This is a genomic window from Leptolyngbya sp. FACHB-261 (assembly GCF_014696065.1).
GTDB lineage: Bacteria > Cyanobacteriota > Cyanobacteriia > FACHB-261 > FACHB-261 > FACHB-261.
This window is the reverse complement of sequence record NZ_JACJPL010000034.1, coordinates 1-20591: the sequence shown is the minus strand read 5'-3', so window position 1 is coordinate 20591 and position 20591 is coordinate 1. Positions and strand designations below refer to the sequence as shown.

Here is a 20591-nt window from a genome sequence, read left to right as displayed (position 1 = left end):
TTACTTGACCATGTAATAGGCAGCGGTTTGCAGATCAATGAAATACGTGAGATGCAGGGGGCACCTAAGAGATCTCATAAGTCTTGCAAAAGACAAGTGCTTGAGTCATCCTTCCTAATCCAACTCCTTCACCTACTGCGCACTGACGAGGTTGAGTTTGGCGAGCTTGTTCGGACAGGGACTAAACGCTACCAGTAACGCTTCAAATGCCTTTCGATTCAAGCCAGTTAAGGCTCTCAACAAGCGGTCTTGTTTCAGCACCCATCCAATATCCAGCATCTGTGTTACCCCATTTCTGCTCCCTATTCTCGCTTATTCCACAACAGGTCTAATATCTCGCAGGTCATCATGAAACACAGTTAGATGATGGGTAAATAAGTGAAATTAAATGTAGAACTTGTGTTTTGTGTGAATTAGGTGAGGCGTAAAACGTATCGCCCGCATGGGTTACGCTTTGCTAACCCATTTCACATTTGATTAACTCACTTACTTGCTCTGCGAGATATTTCAGCAGTACCAGGGCCAACTCACGACCCACTTATACCAATTCTCTAAATTCCAGCAGATAGAGCAGCCAAATGAATTAGCGTCCTGTAATAGATGTGACCACCTCAGGCGTCAGTGCTTCCGGTCGTTCTCTCAACTGCTGGCGCAGCACCCTGGCAAATACAGGTCAGTCCTGAGCCGTTAAGGGCAAGAGGAACAGGGCAATTTCCGACTGGGTGGTCTGCGGCGAATGCCAGAAGAAGAAGTGACGGTACGACCTGCAACTAGCTTTCGAGGATGGCAAGTTCAAGCGCTGGGTTTGTTCTGATTGCCGTTCTCAAAAGTAAACATCTGCAACCAGGATAAGTGGTGGAATAGAGCACAGGTCTGGTTCTAGCGGCATGAACAAGGTCTTTTTAAGGCTGTTTTGCATCTGTATCTCCCTGTTTGAGCTGGATTGAAGAGGGATGCACATGGTCAGCTTCTCGCCCAACTGGAGTTAGAGAGTCATGCCAAACCTGAGGGCTTTGGCATGAAAGCAGAGTTGTTGCTTGAGGCGGCTGCGGCGGTTCTGTGTCACTAAGCGATTCATGCAAAAGTTCTGTATTTTGGCATGAATCGCTCACTCGCGGTTTAGGCCCTGGCCCAACAGCTTCCGTTCCCATCTGTTCATGCAAAATGCTGTCGCTTTGACATGAATGCAAAGATACTTGGGGAGCAGCTTCTTCAGGCTGACCTGGGATTTCTGCAGGGCTACTGGTTATTGCGCGGCGCCGTCGTTTGCTCATCTCCCGCTCACTACCTCCAGACAGACGCTCTTAGTCCGGCCCCAGCTGGCTTATCCCTGATACTCAAATCCAGCAACTCCCCAGCCGGTCCTGACGCTCAAGGCTCTCAACCAAGTTTCTGTGCTGCTTCGCTGGTTGAAGCCCTAAAGCAGGGGGATTTACCCCCTATTTACTGCCCACTTCAGCCCTACTCTCTCTACGCCGCTAGTCGCTCCAATCGGCGCTCATGCGCCTCAATGCTCTCCCGTTGTGCTTCAGCCGTAGAGCGAAGTTCAGTAATCTGCAGGGTGTTGGCCTCAGCTGTGGTTCGCAGTTCGGTGATCTGTGTGGTGTTCGCCTCTGCGGTCTGCCTCAGCGCTTCCAGGCCAATAAGAACCTGATTCAAGCGTTGCTCAGTGCGCGTCTGCGACACCGCCAGCTCGTTGAGAATAAACCAGATCTGCTCGGCTTGAGAGCCGTTGCCGTTACCGTTGCCGTTGGTCATTCTTACTCCTGCTCCTTCACCTCTGCAACCAGAGCCTGTACTTCTGCATCAAAGTTTACCTTCAAGGCCACCGCCACTGCTCCATCTATTGCTTATCCAATAAGGTGCAGTTATTTTTACGGCCCTCTTTCCCATAACCTTATAGAACGCTCGCTCTGTCGCTGTCGCTCGCTTGGCAAAACGCTGTAAGGTTACCCTCACGGTGCCGAGTCAAAGCTATCGCATGTTTCGATTCCATCCCCCGCAGCAGCAGTTTTGTGGCAAAGGTATGCCTTAGCCGGTGCAGGGACACAGCCTCCAGACCTGACGCTTTCTGCAGCTGCACAAACAAGTGGTAGACAACCCGATAGGTCACTCGCTGTCCTTGGCTGTTCGGTCCCTGCGTTAGAAACAAAGGGCTCTGCGGTTGCAAAGAACCCTCCACCCAGAGTCGCGACTCTGGGTACGTTCACTCCTCTCGCCCCTTTTGGAGCAGGGGAACTGTCCCAGTGCTGTCGTCCTTGGCTTTGCAAATCCGCAGCCTTACCCGTCGAAATCGCCTACGTTCAAGCCACAGACTTCACTAGCTCTTAGGTCTATGAGCGAGAACAGCGAAGATAGTGCATCTCCTGGAAAATCGGAAATTATTCGGAGAGATTCGGGCTATTTAGCTTAAGTAGCGTGTTATGCGGAAACAATTTACCTAAATACTGATTTTAGAAGGTTATGCCAAATTGTCCGCCTATCCACCCTAAATTGGGATCTTAGACGGAAAATTTCAGTCTATTAATAGTTAGCTGACAAACTAAGCCTACATTCAATCTCGTTTCCTTAAACTCAGAGTGATGACATGGTGAATAAGCGGTTTTACCCACTCATTCACTTACTTACCTCTAATTTTAAATCGGCTGGATGTTCAACTCCATCTGCCATTGAATCAGGGGCTTCTCCCACTCCTCTTCCCACTTCCGGGCAAAGAGTGGCTTGGCAGTTTTGCCCATTAGAAATCCCTGGGCGATCGCCTCCAGCAATTGGGGCAACATCTCTGGTGCCCTTAGCGTGGTGGATATCAAACTATTTGCGACTAACATGGTCGCCAACGGATAGGGAAACTGCGGCAAATGGAATGCCTGCAAGCCAATTTCGCCAACTAGAGAAGTGTCAAATCCGGTCACAATATGCCAGAGGTCGTGAGTCTGGCTCAGCCTTAGCTCAACGTATTCGGCATCCGATTGCGCTGTCATTCCGGCATGGAGGTTAGGATCGAAACCCATTTTCTTCATTCGCGCTGCATAAATGTATCCCAGGGAATCAGTGGGATAAGTCAGTAGGATTTCCAGATCGTGGGCAGGAGGAATATAGCGATTGTGGATCAGTTCAGCACAAGCCGGATCTTGGTTTAAGTGTTGAGCCACTAAATTGTAGGAAGGAGTTTCCAACAATCCGTAGGCTAGTTCGCCAACTGTCTGCAAACTATTGTTTCCAAATATCATTGATACTGATGATTTAACGATGGTCAGTCCCGCTAGAAATAATTTGAAACCCCTAAGGATTGGAGATTGCGTCTGCTGTTGACCGTAAGCGTTAGCAGAGGCGTTGGGCTTAGTTAAATTATTCAGTTTCATAAAGAATCAGTCCAAAAAACTTAAATGTTGATAAATTGCGAACCGCCAAATACATTTATTCAGACACTTTTACCAAAGTAAGTCATTGAGTAGACCATAAACGCTGACAAAATCAATCCTAGCGATCGCACTGAAATAACGGATTTGCATATATGTCCGCTCCACTTTTGATGCAAAAAGCAACTTGAGCGGTACGATTGCCATCACGAACCAAGGAGAACATTGGTAGCGCACAAAACGAAACCCAATGCAGCCGTATTGCAAAAGGCAGCGAGGACGCATACTGGCACAGGCAGAGCTAGCTTTCGGAATCAACAGCAGATTGTGGGTCATAACATGGCTCTCTGGGACAAAGCGAGTTAATATGTGAGCATCGCTCATGTTTCTAGAATATGAACATAACTCATGTTTCGTCAAGTAGAACGTGAGTAATCCTCATATATTTTTGAGGCTAGGGAAAATGCCCATCTCTGAAAACCCTTTAACCACAGGCGAAATGCGACGCAAACCAAGGCAAGCCCGCAGTCAGGAGCGGGTCAATCGAATTCTGGATGTGGCAGAAGAACTGTTTGCGAGTCAAGGCTACGCAGCAACGACGACCAATGCAATCGCGGCTCGTGCCGAAGTCCCGATCGGGTCGCTTTACCAGTTTTTTCCAGACAAGACCGCGATTCTACAAGCCTTAGCCCTGCGCTATGCAGAAATGCTGCATCAACAGTTAGTCACCATTGATGAGACTGAGCAAGCTACCCTCCCCTTATCGGACTACGTGGATCAGTTGATTGATACCACCGATCGATTTTTTACTGATAACCCCAGCTACCATGCCATTTTCATGGAGGTTCAGGGAACGGTGCACGAATTGGAAGAAATCGATGAAGCAACCGATGCTAAGTTGATTCAGGATTTAGCCAAATCATTAGCTAAACGTGATGCAGAATTAAAACCTGTGGATTATGAAGCGATTGCCTTTGTGCTGGTAAAAGCGATTGGTACGTTACTGTGGCTAGCCCTCAGCCAGAAGAAAACGTTTCGGAAGCGATTGGTAGAAGAAACGAAGCGGTTCACATTAAACTACTTACAAAGCTACTTCCCATCAGGTCGAATACCAGCTAACAACCCGGCTGGAATGGACTGCTGAGAGATCTTAGCGGTGTTGCAAAGGTTGTTTACAGCCGCTCAGCCGGAACGTTACAACTTAAATGCAATCGCCCTCACTCTTCTCCAACCGACAACGTAAAGTAAAACGTACTGCCTTCCCCTAACGTACTCTCAACTCAAATGCGTTCTCCATGCTGTTGCACAATATTGCGGCAGATCCCAAGCCTAAGACAGTGCCATCCTGATTGCGAGAGTCGAAGGCATCGACTAGCTGAAAGCGTTCAAAGATCGTTCCCAGTTTGTCTGCTGGAATGCCTCGTCCCTGGTCTTTGACCTGGAATAAAACATGAGCTTTTTGATGAGTTGCCGATAGCCAAACTGCAAGAGATAACTGATGTGCTTCACCTGAGCGGCATTTCATCACGAACTGTGCAAGTCAGTTTTGCTTTTGTATTCTCCAGCATCTTGACGAGTTCCACTAACGCCAGCCTTGTAACATCAGCATTTAGTTTCTGCACAGGGTGGTTTAGCAATTCCGCCAGCCTGGGTTTATCCGCCTACTACGCTGCTGTCCGGCTAGGGTAGGGCTCTCCTTGATTCCCCGGATGAACTACGCTTGATCGTCCCATGCCATCCTGCTACTCCAGCATAGGCTTCAAAGAATCGTTCTTGAAATACCTTTTCCTGCTCTAGAGCCAGAGGGACCCCATACTTTGTCTCGGTGTAGCTCTGAAGTTTGGTGGCACCCATGCCATAAATCAGCCTAAAGTTGATGGCTTTGGCAAGTTGCCGATTTGAGCTGGACCAATTGGCGAGGAGTGATGTCCTTCCAGGAGCACTCCGTCCAATCCAGAAATCGCTGCAACTCCCGCTGATAAACTTTGCAGGAGTTCGGCCAGCGGCTAGCAGAGAGGGACTCCTCTACCCTCTACACCGTGAGTCCGAAGGTGCTTTTTCCAAAGCAGTAATTTGCCTACCCTCGCCCAAGGAAATCAAACAAATGGGAGGCAAAGCGCCTTTCTCATAGGCACGAGCCGTTGACCTCCTCGTAATCTCAAACCCATCGGTAGGCCCGAATCCCGAGCCAAATGTTACAGGTCCAGGGCAACTGAAACGCTCAATAAGTAATGAATCTTCATCGTATCACTCCTCCGCAAGTTTTTATCTTAGCGCTCCCCCAATGCCCGCACCAACTTAATCTTGAACCCTTACAAGTAGCCTTAAACCACTGCCCTCATCAACTGCTCAAGCAGCATAACGCTCCGGTTGAGCGGCTGCCAGTAATGCCTGTATCTACACAAAGCCTCGCATCAATCCGCTCCGACCGGAGCGTTATGCCGCACAACATACTTCTCTTTAGGCTTATTCAATGCTATCAACATTTTGGAACATACTTATTTTGTCGGCGAGCAATGTTTTTTTTAAAACATTCCCATAGAAAGAGTGGAAAGCTTCTGGTCTAACTAAGAAGAGGATTTCATCGTATGAACTTAACTTGTCATTGAAATCCTGAATGACCATCTTTTCTTCTTGCGGTGTAACCGTATCAGGATGTTTTTCGTACCAGACATGATGCTCGTCTGGTAGGTAGACTCCGTAGAGATCTGACAGAATACCCCAATTCACGCCCTTTTCTTTGCATCTCTCCATAAATTGCTGAATGCCAGGGTTTGTGTACAACTTATCCGGTGTAACTGCAATGTCAGTTCCTTTAAGATTAGGTTCCTTTTCTTTTGAGCAGTGGGTTAGGTAAATGCGCATAGCTTTAATTATCCTTAAAGACTAAGTGACTTTGAATTCAACAAACTGCCTGCCAAACTGTCGCTTTCATGATCTACCTCAAAATTCTCACTTTGAATCTGTACAGGCAAATCTTAACACTGCCCCATTAACCGATTGCGGCATAACGGCGAAGGTCAGCGGCGGCAGATCACCTCTGCATCACCACCGGCCAATTGTGGCCGTCCGCTGCACCCCGTTGCTATACAGCGTTTTTACCATCTTTATGCACTCAATCTACAGTCATTGCACAATGAAGCATTAAGGTATTAACGTTGTGATTCAGCTTAATGGTGCGTCCGTCTTTCATAAACCAGACATGAGCAAATGGCACTTTAAAGGTTTTGCCTGTCACTTTTGAGCGACCCTGATAATGACCGAGACCAATAATTGCATCACTTGCATCCAGGAGTTGATCGGGCACGCCCTTCCAATCATTAAATTGCGCGACTACCTTAGGAAACCATTCTTCGAGCACTGCTTTACGTTCGTGATAGTGGCCGTCTAGACATGATGAGTTGGTTTAGTCATTGCTGTTACTATGTTGCTCCCGATGCCTCAACCTATACGGCCTCGCTAACCCTTCGCCCTTTGTCAAGGACAGCATCAATGACACAGTTGTGTACGGGGTCAACGAGCAGGTTAATTCGTCCCAGATGGGAACTAAAGTTGCGATTCGCTATTCTCTGACGCTGATGGTTGGCTTTCGCCAACCGGTCCAACTGCGGCTCACCGACTCGGGCTTAGCCCACCCTTTTGCTGACTTCGACAGCATTTGTTGCCGAGTGCCGCATTGAAGAAGCGGACGCCTTCTACCGTGACATTACACCAGCAGCACTGCCTACTGGCGCTGGAATCGTAATGCACCAGGCACTGGCAGCCTGATCGGGTCCAAGCAGTTCTACTACTACGATATTCCTCAGTGGTTGCAGGGAGTTCCTGCACAGCCAAAACCTCCCACTGCTCGCCTTCAGGGACGCAACCATGACTGGCGCTGCTTCAACAACGTCGACATTATCCCGATGCCCGACAAATAGGAGTATCCCTGGTGTGCAGCCTGGAATTTGGCCTTCCACTGTCTGCTCCTGGCAACGGTCGATGCTTACTTTGATAAGGAACAGCTAATTCTGTTGTGCCGAGAATAGTATGTGCATCCCAACGGCCAACTGCCCGCCTACGAATGGGCCTTTGGGTCAATCCGCCTGTGCATGCTCGGGCAACCCTCCGTGTCTACAGGATCGAGAGAAAGCGCAACGGTGGCAAAGGTGATGTTGAATTTTTGGAACGCATCTTCCACAAACTAACGCTCAACTTTACCTGATGGGTTAACCACAAGGACAGTACGGGTAACAATGTCTTTGAAGGCGGCTTCTTAGACATGGATAATGTTGGCGTGTTTGACTGCTCTGCCATGTTGCCAACCGGAGGGACTTGCAGCAGAGGATGCCACCAGCCGGATGGGCATGTATATGTCTCAATTTGCTGGACATTGCTCTGAAACTGGCTCAGGAGCAGCGGACCTACGAAGATATCGCAACCAATTCTTTGAGCACTTTCTGTACATTGCCACAGCGATGAACAACATCGCTGGTGAAGGCATTGAGCTATGGGGAGCCGGAATTGGAGCAGTTGTTACCAGATTTTAGTGTCAGAATCAACTGGTTTTTGACCCATCGTGCTGAGCTCGCTCACAATATGCCAATATCAAGCTGCCAGGGATGAGCAACCGCAGACTGTCTCGATTCTCAGCCCGAGCGTCTCAAGCCGGTACTAGCCAAAATGCTGGATGAATTTGAGTTCCTCTCTCTTATGGCATCCGCTCGCTTTCGCGCTACCACAAAGACCATCCCTACATTTTCAATGTCAATGGCCAGGACTACCGCGCCGATTGCGAACCGGGCGAATCAAGAACGGGGCTCTTTGGCGGCAACTCTAACTGGCATGGTGATCTGGATGCCGGTGAGTTATCTGCCGATTGAATCGCTCCAGAAGTTCCATCAATACCTTGACTATGACTTCAAGCTGGAATGTCCTACCGGCTCTGGCATTCACATGAGCTTTTGGGAAGTTGCTGCTGAGCTTTCCCGACCCCTGAGCCACATTTCCCTCGAAGACGAGCAGGGCATTCGTCCCCTCTGTCGCCACTATGACAAGCTGGCCAGGATCCACAGTTCAAAGGCTATCTTCACTTCCACGAATACTTTCACGGCGAAGACGGATCTGGTCTGGAAGCCAGTCACCAAACAGGCTGGACCGGCCTAGTTGCCAAACTTATTCAACAACTCGGAGGCGATCTAGCCAGTGCAAGCTTAGGTTGTACAAAGAGGGATGGCCACCCACATTTTGGTTGTTGAAAGAAAGGGATAACTGGCAAGATTCATCAAGCTGGAGCTACACAGTACCAATTATCAGGTGAACGTGGCTCGCGATGGTGCCAGTGGCCTAGCAGCAGTGCAAAAGGCTAATCCAGACCTCACGTCTTCGATTGGGAACTCCCCGGCTTAGCAGGAGTTGAACTATGTCAGCACTTACAAGCGGCGGGTAACCCGTTGCCCGTTATTCTGTTGACAGCCGATGATGAGATCAGTAACCAGATGAGCACCCAAGATACCGGGGCTGATGCCTACCTCGACAAACCCTTTAGTACCGAGGAATTGCTGGTTCAGGGTCACAGTCTTTTAACAGGATCTCTGCAACATCCGATATCCAGCACCGATTCAGACTGATGACTGATGACTGATGGGGCTGATATGGAGAGTCTGAATCCTGAGCAGTGGCAGCAAGCTCAACAAGCGCTAGCGGTTCTCGCCTCCCTGAGCTACAGAACCGGTGAGTTGAGCGACTACCTTCAAGAAATTGCCTGTGGCGTCAGCAGTTTGATCAACATCCATTGGTCCATTGTGACTCTGTGCCAGGACGGTTTTGAGACCGTGCTGGCCAGCAGCATTGATATAAGTGACCGTGCTCAGGTTTATGCACTGCATGGCCGCTTAACCGGAACAGTCGTGAAAACAGGTCGCACACTGGCTGTCGAAGATGCTCAGGCCCACCCAGAGTATGGGCAAGCTCCAGAGGGTTATCGCTCCTACTTAGGGGTACCGTTATACACGCCCACTGGCGAAGTCATCGGGACTGTCTGTTCTTTTCACCAAGAGCCACGTTTCTATACCGAAACAGAAATCCGCATCGTTGAACTATTTGCAGAACGGGCAGCCACCGCGCTAGATAACTACCGTCTTTACCAGCGTCAGCTGCAATTCAATGAAACCTTGGAGGCCGAGGTCGCACTACGCACTACAGAACTCCATGCTGCCCAAGAAAAACTGGTTGAGCAGGAACGGCTGGCTGCCATCGGTGAGTTCGCCACGACCATCGTGCACGAGTTACGTAATCCCTTAACTACGGTGCTCATGGGGCTCAGATCCTTCAAAAAACTCGTCCTGTCGCCACCATTCCAGGAGCGGCTGGCTCTGGCATTGGGCGAAGCCACTCGCTTGGAGCGTCTGCTGAGTGAAATCTTGCTGTATGCCAAACCTCAGACTTTGCAACTCTCACCGGTTGATATCTTTGCTTTAGCAGCCGAGGTGCAAGAGTTAATCTCTAGCATGCCTGAAGCCCTGGGACGCCAGATGGAGTTCTCGTCTTGCCCAGTAGCCCAGGTATTGGGTGACAAAGACAAGCTCAAGCAAGTCTTGCTTAATACTGTGCGCAATGCTTGCGAAGCAGTGGCTCCAGGAGAGACCGTCACTTGCACGGTTATATCCCCCACTCCCAAGCAAGTTTGCATCCAGATCCACAATGGTGGTGAACCGATTCCTCCAGAGGTTTTGCCAAGGCTGACTGAGCCGTTCTACACGACGAAATCCTCAGGCACAGGGCTCGGGCTCGCCATCGTCAAGCGAATTGTTGAGGCTCACAATGGCGAAATGGATATCCAGTCTTCCACTCTAGAAGGTACCCGCGTGAGCATTTTATTGCCAACTGTCGTTTAAGCTGCTTCCACGGGCCATGCTACTTCTTGCCTAGCAAGAAGTCCACCCTGAACGTTAACCCGGCGATGAAATGCTTCTAGTTAAATTTCTTTGATGTAACGTTTGATTCTAATGGTTTCCTATGTCAGGTATCCAAGAGGCAGTGCCAAATTCATCTATCAGGAAATCGACTAAGCAGCGTACTTTAGCAGACAAAAAGCGATTTTTTCTGTAGATAGTATGAATCGGCAATGGAGTGGGTTGATACTCCTTTAAAACAACGCTTAATTTCCCCTGCCTGAGTGCATCGCTAAACAACCAAACTGGCGAAACTGCGATACCAAGACCTGACAGAACGGCCTCACGGACTGCAGCAGAATTATTGGCTCTAAGATTCCCATCGACTCTAACTTTAATTAATCCTTCAGGGCCTTCAAAATGCCACTCCTGCCCAGTCGACAATCTGGTATAGACAATGCAGTTATGCTGTATTAAATCTTGAGGAACTTGGGGCTCACTATTCGTTTCAAAGTAGGCTGGAGTTGCTACTGTTAACCGTCTTGCAGTTCCAATTCTATGAACTACTAAGGAGCTATCTTGTAGATTGCCAATTCTGATCGCTAAATCCACGCCTTCCTCAACCAGGTCTGTAAATTGATCTGACATTAACAAATCAATTTTGATGTCAGGATAGCGGTCAAGAAATAGCTTGAGGCGAGGCACAACTTGGAACTGCCCAAAGGAGACTGGACAACTGAGGCGGAGGAGCCCTGAAGGTTTTTGTCGTCTGCCAACACTCGCTTCAGCTTCTGCCATTGCTGCTAAAACCTGTTGGCAGTGCTCGTAAAAGTGTACGCCTTCATCTGTCAAGTTCAGACTTCTCGTTGAGCGTGTCAGCAGTTGCACATCTAAATATGCCTCTAGCGCCGCTATCTGTTTACTAATGGCAGGTTGGGTTGTATTCCTTTCCCGTGCAACCGCTGAGAAGCTGCCCGTTTCAACAGCTCGCACGAAGCTCTTCATGCAGTCGATACGGTCCATAGGCTTTGGATTCATTCTTTAGTGGAATAAATTATATTCTTTTTTGCTATCTTCTCAAACTTTGAGCAATCAATCACTATAGAAGAAGAAACGTTGAGAGAAAAATGATGAGAAGGTTGCATTGAATGGGTTCCGAGCAGAATTTCTCGGCAAGACCTCCTGAGAGTGTGGTAATCAACCCATCATCCCAGCCTACGTTGTAGCGATTATCGCAGTTGACTAGAGCCTAGAGATGTAACTACCACCCTGCATCATCTCAAATACCAGCTTGTGGCCTAGCGCAACTAGGAGTCGGCATACCAATGCCAAACTCGTTAGTCAAATATTATGCGCTTGATTAGCTAGCAATAGTGTTTTCCTTTGCCGCTATCTATTTGCTGGGAAATCAAAGACGAGTAGGCTTTGTCAGTTTCATGATCGTCAATTTCTGCTGGATTATTGTTGGATTCATGGCAAGTAGCATTGCTATTGCGATTGGGAACATTGCTTTCTTCGGTCTCAACCTGAGAGGTTTTTTGCAATGGAGTAAAACTGCAAAACAATCTTGCGACTAGCATCACAAACATCTGAAGGCAAAACTATGCAACCCAATACTGAACAGCCTGCTTATTTCAGCAAGTACGAAAACCTGCACTTCTACCGTGACGAAAAGGGGATTTTAGAAGTCAAAATGCACACCGATAGCGGACCGTTCATCTTCACTGGAACGGCTCACAGACAATTTCCCGATGCGTTCTATGATATTAGCCGTGATCGTGACAACCGAATTGTCATCCTTACAGGCACAGGAGACTCTTGGATCGCTCAAATTGACTTCAACAGCCTAGGTGACGTCACCAATCCGCGCGAGTGGGACAAAACCTTTTGGGAAGGCAAGAAGGTATTGCAAAACTTGCTCGATATTGAAGTTCCAGTTATCTCGGCTGTTAATGGTCCTGCGCTTCTACACTCCGAATACATCCTCACAACGGACATCATTCTCGCCTCAGAAAATGCCACATTTCAGGACATGCCCCACTTAAATGCAGGAATCGTACCAGGCGATGGGGTGCACGTGCTGTGGCCCTTAGTTCTAGGCCCATCTCGGGGACGCTACTTCCTACTTACTCAAGAGACACTCAGCGCCCAGCAAGCGCATCAATTAGGGGTAGTCAATGAAGTTCTGCCATCAGACCGTCTCATGGAGAGGGCATGGGAATTGGCGAGACAACTGGCAAAACAACCAACGCTCACTTTGCGCTACACCCGTGTTGCCCTAACTCAGCGAATAAAGCGCCTGGCCACTGAAGGTATAGGCTATGGTCTTGCACTAGAAGGCATTACCGCAACTGACCTCCGCAACGCTGAGTAGTAAAGCTGTTCTTGGGTGCCCACTACGCAAGCACCCAAGAACAGCTCACTTGGAGCGGTGAATTCATCGCTGAAGTTAATGCAATCCCAAGCTGAATTTGTGAAACTGTCATGACGAACGCCGCTTTGACTGAAATCCTCCGCAACCGTTGGATATTAACTGGAAAAAAAGCTTTAGTTACTGGAGCAACGAAAGGAATTGGACTGGCAATTGCCCAAGAATTCCTTGGTTTGGGCGCACAGGTGACAATCGTTGCCCGAAGTACAGTAGCTGTTCAACAGCAGCTTGAAACTTGGGAACAGCAGGGATTCAAGGCTCACGGTATTGCTGCAGATGTGGCAGAGCTGGAAGGTCGCCAGGCGATTTTTGAACAGGTTGCTCAGAAGATGGGTGGATTAGACATGCTGATAAACAATGTGGGCACAAACATCCGCAAGCGAGCGCTTGAATACACTTCGGAGGAGTACAATTCAATTTTTCAGAGCAATCTCACTTCAGTGTTTGAGATGTGCCGCCTCGCTCACCCACTGCTTAAACTAGGAGGTAGCAGTAGCATTGTCAACGTAGGTTCTGTTGCTGGCTTAGTTGCGATTCGAACTGGCGCACCTTACGGAATCACTAAAGCAGCGTTAGTGCAATTAACTCGCTCCCTAGCAGTAGAATGGGCAAGCGATTACATTCGGGTCAATACTGTTGCTCCCTGGTTCATTCGCACGCCACTGACAGAACCTCTTTTGAATAATCCGGAGGTTTTGAATGCCGTCATCTCGCAAACTCCAATGGGACGGGTTGGAGAACCCCCAGAAGTTGCAGGCTTGGTTGCATTTCTCTGTACATCTGCAGCATCTTATATCACAGGACAGTGTATCGCTGTAGATGGAGGCTTTTTATCATTTGGTATTTGATCCATTTTTGCAAGCTCATACACAACACATCCATATACAACCACTGCTAATAAGTTTCTCCAATCAATCCACTAACTATGCGATCATCTGCCTCTCTCAAAAGATTACTAAGGGCTTGTAACTAACCTCCCCAGCACAACTGTTGCTGAACTTAATAATCTGCTGTGTGACAGATGCGATTTCATCAGGTTGTGGTTCTATAGCTAGCTCAATTCTTGGTTACTCCATCGATTTACTCTGTTTCTTAAGTGAGCTGAACGAATTGATCAATCAAAGGTGCAATGATTTCAGATGCATCCTCGTAGCAGTAGTGTCCAACGTTCTCCAAGCGATGCACAATTCCATCAGGAAATGCTGCCTCAAATAGAGGGATAAAATACTTGGGCAGTAGGGTCGGATCTTTCATGCCCTCAATCAGTAGAGCGGGTTTGCTAAGAATGGCAGCAACGGCGTGGTCGTTTGCTGTTTCGAATGCCAGTGTGCCCTCTGCAATGCCACGCGCCCAGCCGATCGCGCCCAGACACTCTTGAGGCGTTGTAAAGGGCGAACCGTAGGCTTGAATCCAAGTTGTGTCGACCCGAGAAAGCCGCTCGAATCCATTCAGCTTCATCGTGCTTAGAATGTTGTAGTTTAGATTACCTAGTACTGGCTCGAAGCTGCCATCTTTGTACGACTTGATGATCCACTGAAACCATTCCGCTTCAGCAATGTTGAGAGGGAGCAGTTCCTGCTCTAGCGGTAAACCGAATGGCACAAAAGCATTGGTTACAACTAAGCGGGCAATGCGATCGGGATGCCGCATTGTTAAACCTGCACCGACTGGACCGCCAAAGTCATGCATGACCAGAGTGATGTCTCGTAGATCGAGATCGACCACTAGGGTTTCGAGGTTGTCAATGTGGGCTTTAAGTGTGTATTCACGGTTCTGTGGAGTTTCGCTCTTGCCAAACCCCATGTGATCTGGAACGACCACTCGATGCTGCTGAGCCAGCACCGGAATAACTTCTCGAAATAGGTAGCCCCAGGTTGGCTCTCCGTGCAGACAAAGAATGGGTGTGCCCGTTCCTTCGTCCACATAATGCATTTGAAATCCGGGAGCCGTTGAAAAACGTGGCGTAAATGGAAAGGTTCCGTTGAAGGTTTCATGGCTTGAAATCATCGCTAGTGATACCTCTCAAATATTCAAATATGCTTATTGACCAGTTGCTTTAAGGCGAGTCATCGCATACACGGCGGAAATGATAAGAAACATGCCTAAGCCTTGAATGATCGTTAACCGCTCACCCAAGAACACATAAGCTCCACACACGCCAAAAATCGGAATCAACGTCAAAAACTGGGCTGCTAGACTAGCTGAAATTCCTTGCAGGGCAATGAGATATAACCAAAATGCCAAGGAAAATTGAATGATGCCGGAAGCAATGACCAATCCCCAAACTGTTGGACTAACGCTGGCTAGTTGGATGTTCTCACTTCGCTCTAACACAAGCCACATGAGCACAATCCAAGCTAGTCCAGCACTCTGTTGCATTGCGGCTAGCGGTAAGGGATCGAGCCCTTTAACGCCACGATGAGACGAAATTACGTAAAACGCAGCACAGCAAGTCCCTAAGGCAATCAATGAATCACCGATCAGTGAATCGCGACTTAATTGCGGGGCAAATCCAATCGTCAGAAATACTCCTGCAATCGCCGTCATTGAAAGCATCAGTAGTAAAATTCCGACCCGCTCTTTCAACAACAGAGCAGCAAGTCCAGTAATGATTACAGGTTCGGCTGTGCTGATTAGCGTAGCATTGCTCGCTGTTGTCATAGTTAAACCAATGTGCCCCAATGTGTAAGCGAATCCAGGTTCTAATAAGCCTGAAAGGGCATATGCCATAGTTTTCCAGGTCAGGAGTGGCTTGAATCGAAGCACTTTAGAGCCGCGAAAAGACCTGTGAAAGTAACCCAGTGCAACCATAATCCACAAAAATACGACGCTGGCAATCAGCTGTAGATTGAGCAATGTCAGTGGGAGAAGTTGCTCCAGTGCCCCCTTGCTCATGACAGTCTCCAATCCCCAACAGCCCGCCGATAAAACCATGAACGCGATCGACTTGCGTTTGAGAATATCTTTGGCAGAAGAAACAGACATACAAGCCTCTGCCAATTCTATGGCGATTGATATAACCTTCTAAAGGCCAACCAGTGGTCAGACTCTAGCATGCTTTCTACCCAGCTGGATGGCTTTAGAGAATTATAATTAGAATATGGAACTGTTAGCGAACAAATTGACCAATCAAAATTGGAGCCAGTTGAAGCGAGTGAGCGGCTGGCTATACTTGAATTTTGTCAATGCTGCTAAGGCTGGTTCATCTCCTTTTCCCATTACAACGATGACGGCACAACAACAGCATTATAGCCATGACTGCTTTTGCACCAAACGCTGTTGGTGAGATTAAGAAACCGCTAAAACTACCCTTACTCTACAACTTTGCAGAGGCAGCACTCAGTATCAAATTGGCTTAGCTGCAGCAGCGGAAAAATTTTCGTTGTCACAACTAGGTCAGGACAAAACAGAAATTAAGCTAAAGCTTTTGTGAATTGATTCAGATTAGAAAAACTTGGAACTTTTCAGAGAACACTCAGGTTCTCCTCATCTTGGTTGTTAGAACCTGTGCCAACATTACGGTAATCTGCAAGGGATTAACAGAGATCTTTCAATGCTGTAAATTCCTTTTACTTGGCAGAAGCCCTATATTGTTGATCTGGGGTTAAACGATGACTGCTTTATACTCTCGCTATCCTAATGGTGGTAAACTGAGAGACTACCAAATTTTAGAGGCAACGCTGGTGGGATACGAGACGGTCAGGCTAGTCCACGTATTTTGTCTTTGATGGAAGCTAAAGCCACCTAGCGATTGCTGGAGCAGTCTGTATACATTCACCTGACCTATGGTAAAGGATCGTCCCGTTTAGCAAGGCTCCTGATTGGAGATGATATGCCCTCGTATCCCAACATGTAATCAAATCCCAACAATTTCAAACTCACGTCATTAAGGAGGTTGCGACCAGTGAGATTCAATCAACTCATTATTCTTGTAAGCACTTTGATTTTGTCTATTGGTTGTGCAAGGGAAGTAGCCATTGATCAGCCTGCTAGTGAAGCTGCAAACCCTTCGCCTAGCGCAGAAGTTACTGCTTCAACTGACCCAGATACATTTGCACCAGAGCCTGCTGCAAAATCCGGCACATTTGTGGCTGGAGAAGCACCGACTGAGGGAATAGCTCAAATTGTTGCTAAGGACGGAGAACGATATCTAGAGCTAAATCAAGCCTTCAAAACAAGTGACCAAGGCCCAGATCTGTTTGTAATCCTGCACCGCTCTGATGATGTGTTAGGCTCTACTCAGCCTCCAGCTTATCCGTTGCAGGAGCAGGACTATGTCATTCTAGGTCCCTTAAAAAGCACTACTGGTGCTCAGCGTTATCCTGTTCCTGAAGATGTAAATCTAGAAGACTACAAATCTGCTGTGATTTGGTGTCGCCAGTTCAATGCCACGTTTGGTGTCGCTAAGTTTGATAGCTAACGAATGGGCATCTGTTGAATGAGCTATTAGGATGGTAGAGCGTTGCCATAAGGTAGGTAAAAGGACATTATAACCACTCTTCTAAGCGTTGGCGATCGCTTTCCTAATAGTGAACTCCCTAACCATGAGAATGAGTTGGTAAAACTCTCTAGCCTGACGCAGCCTAGTTTGACGGATTCAGTATCTGGGATTTGCCGACGGTTACCCACTGATTCTAATCTTTTACCGAGGCTTCTTTTGTCCACGCGATCGCCAGCAGCTTCCACAGCTTGTGCAGTTTCAGAGTGAACTTGCCGTCAACTATTGCAGACTGGTAACCGTTTGTGTTGATCCGCCGCTTGTACAAGCGGCCTTTCAAGCTAGGCTAGGGGCACAGTGGCAATTTTTGTGTGATCCAAACCGAGAACTGATCAAGCAGATTAACATCTTAGATGCGGCTGAGAGTGAGTATGCTTATCGTGCTCAGCCCTACACTTTGTACTGCGCCCCGACCTAACCATCCATAAAATTTACAATGGCTGCTTCTTTGTTGGACGATATACGCTCGAAGAGTTACGGCAAGATTTATGCACCATTATGCAGATGCGAGCGCAATCGGCATATCAAAGTGCGATTACTGAATGGAGCACAGGAAGTTCTGGCGCATTGTCAGACAATCTTATTTTGAGTTAATTTGACTGCTAAAACAACTGCCATAAACAAAACACAGCATAATACTGCTACCAGAGTTTATCCTGTTTTTGATGATACAACTATGATGAATTCTTGATCTTTAATCAAAGCAAAAAACTTGAGACACAAAATGGCATCAGATACAATCTGAATGTTTGCCAATGGTTGCTATTGTGAGCGAAGGATCAAAATAGAGATAAGCCACCACGACATACCAAATGAGGTGACACCAGAGAATGGCTTTATCTAATTTGACTTCATAAAAATATTGGATCAACTGTTTCATACATCTAAAGTGTCTTTGTTTTGCATCTGCATCCAACACTTGAATCACTTTTCGCCGGAAGCAGCTTGATAGATTGAATGGCTAGGGATGGAGATACAAAGCATCTTCTGACGAGACAAGTTGATAGCCTGCGTCAGCGGGGGACACTACTGAGATAAAAACCAAGGGCTCATTGCTGTTATTGAATACTCCGTGCACGCAGCCAGTAGGAGCAACTACCACATCTCCCGCAATGATTGGCTTCGTAGTTCCGGCTTGATCCAAATAATATTCTCCCTTTCCAGCTAAAACGGTCCAAGTATCTTGCCCACTAGGGTGGATGTGCGCGGAAATTGCCTGACCCGGCTTGATGTACCAGGCTACAACAACCGCATCCTTGGATTCTGTAACAACTGAACGAATTGGCTCTTCGTCCGTTGGCTGAAGAAAAGCGGAACTGTTGAATATCCTGGTCGTACTCATTTTGGTTCCTCTACCACAACTGAAACTAAACTATACCAGTAACGATAGAACCCCGCTCGAGAGGTTTCGGAGAAAAGACCTAATGGACAGAGGGAAATCGTCACTCTTCTAGGCATAGCCCTAAATAGAGCTATGCCGTCCGGCTAACAGTGTGATTGAACAGTGCAAGTAACCCTGAAACGAAGCGTAGAGGCTCTGCTCGTCTGCTCTAACCAGCTGTTCTGCGGCACTGTTGACATTGCCTATTCTTTTACCTCTCTGTCTTTCCAATTTCACCACTTCAATAGCTCTGGATTAGGCTCACTTGCTGAAGTGTAATACACTGCGCATCAAACACATAGAGCCTACAGCGGTCGACGTGCTTACCTTGATGGACGCACAGCCGATTGTAAAGCACCTCTGCCTTTTATTCTTCCAAGTCTTTAATCGATTCGATCCCAATGTCTACGAAATACTGAGTAATTGTTTTGCCAATTTCCGAAATTTTTTCTAGTTCACGAATTGTGCTCAAAACGAAGCGACAGGATCCTATAAGTCTGTACGGTGGGGTTATTGTGCCTCAATTACTCATTGAGATGCTTTTTGTAAAAAATTTCATACGGCCGATATCCGGCTTTCTGATAGAACTTAGCTGCAGGTTCATTGCTACATAACAGACCAACTCTGACAACTTCCAAATCTAAATCAAGAAAATGTCGTTCAGCCGCTTGCATCAACTCAGCCCCCACCCCGTGCTTTCGCATTACAGGAACAACATACAAGTCAGAAATGTAACCGTACTCTCGCTCTGATTCAACGACATGCAGATCTCCTTCATCGAGTTTCTCAACAAAACAAACAACAAAACCAAGGATGTCCTCTTTGGACTCTGCAACATAAATCTGACCGTTTTGTTTCCCAGCAAGTTCTTCGAGATATGCTAAGTGTGCATCACCAATTTCAGAACCTAGGGTTCTGTTTAGACATAACTCGCGCTCAGCATCTTGAAGCAATTTCATCAACGTGATGAGAATTAGTCGATCTTCGGGCTTAGCAGTACGAATTGTAAAATTAGCTTGCATCTAAATCCAGCGACCTTCAGTGAAAACTAGAGCCAACTTAACCTGAAACGCCTACAAGAAGCTCTTAAAGGCTGCCTCCGATGCTAACTCAAAAGGATATAGCAATAACAACATTACAGAGATGGCTCAACTTTTTAACGGGAAGCCCAAATAGGGAACTATCAAGCCATTACCCGCTTCCAAAAAGGGTATCAGCATAAAATCACCAATTGGAAACGCTTTGAGGAATTTGTCCAAAAGCATGGCGGTAAAACTCAACGGGAGATGGCAAAGTTATGGAGAGATAACGTTACTCAGCAAAACATCAGTGATACCTTGATTAAGCTTGGTTTGAGTCGCAAAAAAAGACTTACGGATACGTAGAACGAGACGAACTCAAGCGTCAGGAGTTTGAAGAGCGCTTGAAGAGCAAGTTGCCGCGCCAGATTGTTTATGTCGATGAAGCTGGCCCTGATAACCGAGAGGATTACCCCTATGGTTACTGCGAGGTGGGGCAACGGTTCTATGCCCTGAAGTCGGGCAAGGGCACTGAACGAATCAGCCGGATTGCAGCCTTGAAGGAAGGATGTTTGTTTGTCCCGATGACTTTTGCCAGTTCTTGCACTTGAGGCTTATTCAAAATGTGGTTGGAGGAATGCTGAGTGCCGTGATTGCAGCCAGGAGATGTCATTGTCATTGAAAACGCGAGTTTTCATTGTTCCTAGAGAGTCGAAGAAATTGTGGCAGCAGCCGGATATGAGATTTGGTATCCACCGCCTTATTCTTCAGATTTGAACAAGACTGAACACTTGTGGTTTGTGCTGAAGACTTGGATGCGACAGCGATTGGATGAGTTTGAAAACTTTCGAGATTGTGTGGATGCTGCGTGTAGTCGGCAGAACACAGGAAACTTCAGCGCACAGCTCCGAAGGTGAGGGCTCCATCATTCCGCTCTACAGCCTTTCTCCCAGCCTACTGCGAGCAATCCAAAGCCCTAAAGGAGAATAATCACAGACTTTTCGCATAGCCTTGGGTTCGTCGCAAGCGAG

General features: G+C 47.5%; 23 protein-coding genes and 3 pseudogenes. 11 read left to right on the top strand and 15 right to left on the bottom strand.

The features are described 5' to 3' along the window. Positions 1-902: 902 nt before the first annotated feature. The 5 genes from H6F94_RS30795 to H6F94_RS30775 all read right to left on the bottom strand — a co-directional run bounded on the left by H6F94_RS30795 (position 903) and on the right by H6F94_RS30775 (position 3695). The gene (locus tag H6F94_RS30795) at positions 903-1274 is read right to left on the bottom strand and encodes a hypothetical protein (RefSeq protein WP_190806117.1); all 372 of its coding nucleotides are present in this window, start codon (positions 1272-1274) and stop codon (positions 903-905) included. A gap of 196 nt (positions 1275-1470) precedes the next feature. Further along, positions 1471-1758, bottom strand: coding sequence for a hypothetical protein (locus H6F94_RS30790; RefSeq protein ID WP_190806116.1), 288 nt, complete (start codon positions 1756-1758; stop codon positions 1471-1473). 139 nt (positions 1759-1897) lie between these two features. Continuing rightward, a complete protein-coding gene (locus tag H6F94_RS33700; protein ID WP_396426469.1) occupies positions 1898-2182 on the bottom strand; it encodes a tyrosine-type recombinase/integrase in 285 nt (94 codons plus the stop codon). A 454-nt stretch (positions 2183-2636) separates the two neighbouring features. Next, positions 2637-3362 carry a Coq4 family protein gene (locus H6F94_RS30780; RefSeq protein WP_190806114.1) on the bottom strand — a complete coding sequence of 242 codons (726 nt, stop codon included), beginning with the start codon at positions 3360-3362 and terminating at the stop codon, positions 2637-2639. A 69-nt stretch (positions 3363-3431) separates the two neighbouring features. After that, on the bottom strand, positions 3432-3695 hold the full coding sequence (locus tag H6F94_RS30775) for a hypothetical protein (protein ID WP_199320778.1): 264 nt from the start codon (positions 3693-3695) through the stop codon (positions 3432-3434). 127 nt (positions 3696-3822) lie between these two features. Between H6F94_RS30775 and H6F94_RS30770 the strand changes: the two genes are divergently transcribed. Then, on the top strand, positions 3823-4503 hold the full coding sequence (locus tag H6F94_RS30770; protein ID WP_190806112.1) for a TetR/AcrR family transcriptional regulator: 681 nt from the start codon (positions 3823-3825) through the stop codon (positions 4501-4503). Positions 4504-4623: 120 nt separating this feature from the next. On the opposite strand, the gene H6F94_RS30765 is transcribed toward H6F94_RS30770, so the two are convergent. From H6F94_RS30765 to H6F94_RS30755, 3 genes are all read right to left on the bottom strand, one after another. Next, positions 4624-4884 carry an ATP-binding protein gene (locus H6F94_RS30765; RefSeq protein ID WP_242041531.1) on the bottom strand — a complete coding sequence of 87 codons (261 nt, stop codon included), beginning with the start codon at positions 4882-4884 and terminating at the stop codon, positions 4624-4626. Between the two features lie 941 nt (positions 4885-5825). Further along, positions 5826-6224 carry a hypothetical protein gene (locus tag H6F94_RS30760; RefSeq protein ID WP_190806111.1) on the bottom strand — a complete coding sequence of 133 codons (399 nt, stop codon included), beginning with the start codon at positions 6222-6224 and terminating at the stop codon, positions 5826-5828. Positions 6225-6474: 250 nt separating this feature from the next. Next, positions 6475-6720 (bottom strand): nuclear transport factor 2 family protein, encoded by a 246-nt coding sequence (locus tag H6F94_RS30755; RefSeq protein ID WP_190806110.1) that lies wholly within the window; start codon positions 6718-6720, stop codon positions 6475-6477. A gap of 178 nt (positions 6721-6898) precedes the next feature. On the opposite strand from H6F94_RS30755, the gene H6F94_RS30750 reads away from it, so the two are divergent. Next, a complete protein-coding gene (locus tag H6F94_RS30750; RefSeq protein WP_190806109.1) occupies positions 6899-7039 on the top strand; it encodes a hypothetical protein in 141 nt (46 codons plus the stop codon). Positions 7040-7054: 15 nt separating this feature from the next. Here the strand turns inward: H6F94_RS30750 and H6F94_RS30745 are convergent, their stop codons facing one another. Then, positions 7055-7318 (bottom strand): hypothetical protein, encoded by a 264-nt coding sequence (locus H6F94_RS30745; RefSeq protein ID WP_190806108.1) that lies wholly within the window; start codon positions 7316-7318, stop codon positions 7055-7057. A 321-nt stretch (positions 7319-7639) separates the two neighbouring features. Here H6F94_RS30745 and H6F94_RS30740 point away from each other — a divergent pair, with 321 nt between their 5' ends. From H6F94_RS30740 to H6F94_RS30725, 4 genes and pseudogenes are all read left to right on the top strand, one after another. Beyond that, on the top strand, positions 7640-7888 hold the full coding sequence (locus H6F94_RS30740) for a hypothetical protein (RefSeq protein ID WP_190806107.1): 249 nt from the start codon (positions 7640-7642) through the stop codon (positions 7886-7888). A gap of 220 nt (positions 7889-8108) precedes the next feature. After that, positions 8109-8504 (top strand): hypothetical protein, encoded by a 396-nt coding sequence (locus tag H6F94_RS30735; protein WP_190806106.1) that lies wholly within the window; start codon positions 8109-8111, stop codon positions 8502-8504. Between the two features lie 275 nt (positions 8505-8779). Then, positions 8780-8968: pseudogene (locus H6F94_RS33695) on the top strand (response regulator); the annotation flags it as partial. A gap of 6 nt (positions 8969-8974) precedes the next feature. Continuing rightward, entirely contained in the window at positions 8975-10234 is a 1260-nt protein-coding gene (locus tag H6F94_RS30725) for a GAF domain-containing sensor histidine kinase (RefSeq protein WP_190806105.1), read from the top strand. Positions 10235-10342: 108 nt separating this feature from the next. Here the strand turns inward: H6F94_RS30725 and H6F94_RS30720 are convergent, their stop codons facing one another. Further along, complete coding sequence (locus H6F94_RS30720) at positions 10343-11029, bottom strand: substrate binding domain-containing protein (protein WP_242041533.1); 687 nt, start codon at positions 11027-11029, stop codon at positions 10343-10345. A 51-nt stretch (positions 11030-11080) separates the two neighbouring features. Then, a pseudogene (locus tag H6F94_RS32740) lies at positions 11081-11236 on the bottom strand (LysR family transcriptional regulator); the annotation flags it as partial. 598 nt (positions 11237-11834) lie between these two features. Here H6F94_RS32740 and H6F94_RS30715 point away from each other — a divergent pair. Both H6F94_RS30715 and H6F94_RS30710 read left to right on the top strand, forming a co-directional pair. Further along, positions 11835-12605 carry an enoyl-CoA hydratase/isomerase family protein gene (locus H6F94_RS30715; RefSeq protein ID WP_190806104.1) on the top strand — a complete coding sequence of 257 codons (771 nt, stop codon included), beginning with the start codon at positions 11835-11837 and terminating at the stop codon, positions 12603-12605. Positions 12606-12715: 110 nt separating this feature from the next. Continuing rightward, positions 12716-13510 carry an SDR family oxidoreductase gene (locus H6F94_RS30710; RefSeq protein ID WP_190806103.1) on the top strand — a complete coding sequence of 265 codons (795 nt, stop codon included), beginning with the start codon at positions 12716-12718 and terminating at the stop codon, positions 13508-13510. A 244-nt stretch (positions 13511-13754) separates the two neighbouring features. Here the strand turns inward: H6F94_RS30710 and H6F94_RS30705 are convergent, their stop codons facing one another. Both H6F94_RS30705 and H6F94_RS30700 read right to left on the bottom strand, forming a co-directional pair. Continuing rightward, entirely contained in the window at positions 13755-14669 is a 915-nt protein-coding gene (locus tag H6F94_RS30705) for an alpha/beta fold hydrolase (protein ID WP_190806102.1), read from the bottom strand. Positions 14670-14702: 33 nt separating this feature from the next. Continuing rightward, the gene (locus tag H6F94_RS30700; RefSeq protein ID WP_190806101.1) at positions 14703-15647 is read right to left on the bottom strand and encodes a DMT family transporter; all 945 of its coding nucleotides are present in this window, start codon (positions 15645-15647) and stop codon (positions 14703-14705) included. A gap of 919 nt (positions 15648-16566) precedes the next feature. Here H6F94_RS30700 and H6F94_RS30695 point away from each other — a divergent pair. Beyond that, positions 16567-17082: a DM13 domain-containing protein gene (locus H6F94_RS30695; RefSeq protein ID WP_190806100.1), complete on the top strand. Its 516-nt coding sequence runs from the start codon at positions 16567-16569 to the stop codon at positions 17080-17082. A 175-nt stretch (positions 17083-17257) separates the two neighbouring features. Beyond that, a complete protein-coding gene (locus H6F94_RS31900; RefSeq protein ID WP_313949408.1) occupies positions 17258-17578 on the top strand; it encodes a redoxin domain-containing protein in 321 nt (106 codons plus the stop codon). Positions 17579-18121: 543 nt separating this feature from the next. Here the strand turns inward: H6F94_RS31900 and H6F94_RS30685 are convergent. Both H6F94_RS30685 and H6F94_RS30680 read right to left on the bottom strand, forming a co-directional pair. Further along, positions 18122-18502 carry a cupin domain-containing protein gene (locus H6F94_RS30685; RefSeq protein ID WP_190806099.1) on the bottom strand — a complete coding sequence of 127 codons (381 nt, stop codon included), beginning with the start codon at positions 18500-18502 and terminating at the stop codon, positions 18122-18124. A 563-nt stretch (positions 18503-19065) separates the two neighbouring features. Continuing rightward, entirely contained in the window at positions 19066-19563 is a 498-nt protein-coding gene (locus H6F94_RS30680) for a GNAT family N-acetyltransferase (protein WP_190806098.1), read from the bottom strand. 138 nt (positions 19564-19701) lie between these two features. Between H6F94_RS30680 and H6F94_RS30675 the strand changes: the two are divergent. Continuing rightward, a pseudogene (locus tag H6F94_RS30675) lies at positions 19702-20477 on the top strand (IS630 family transposase); the annotation flags it as partial. Positions 20478-20591: the final 114 nt, after the last annotated feature.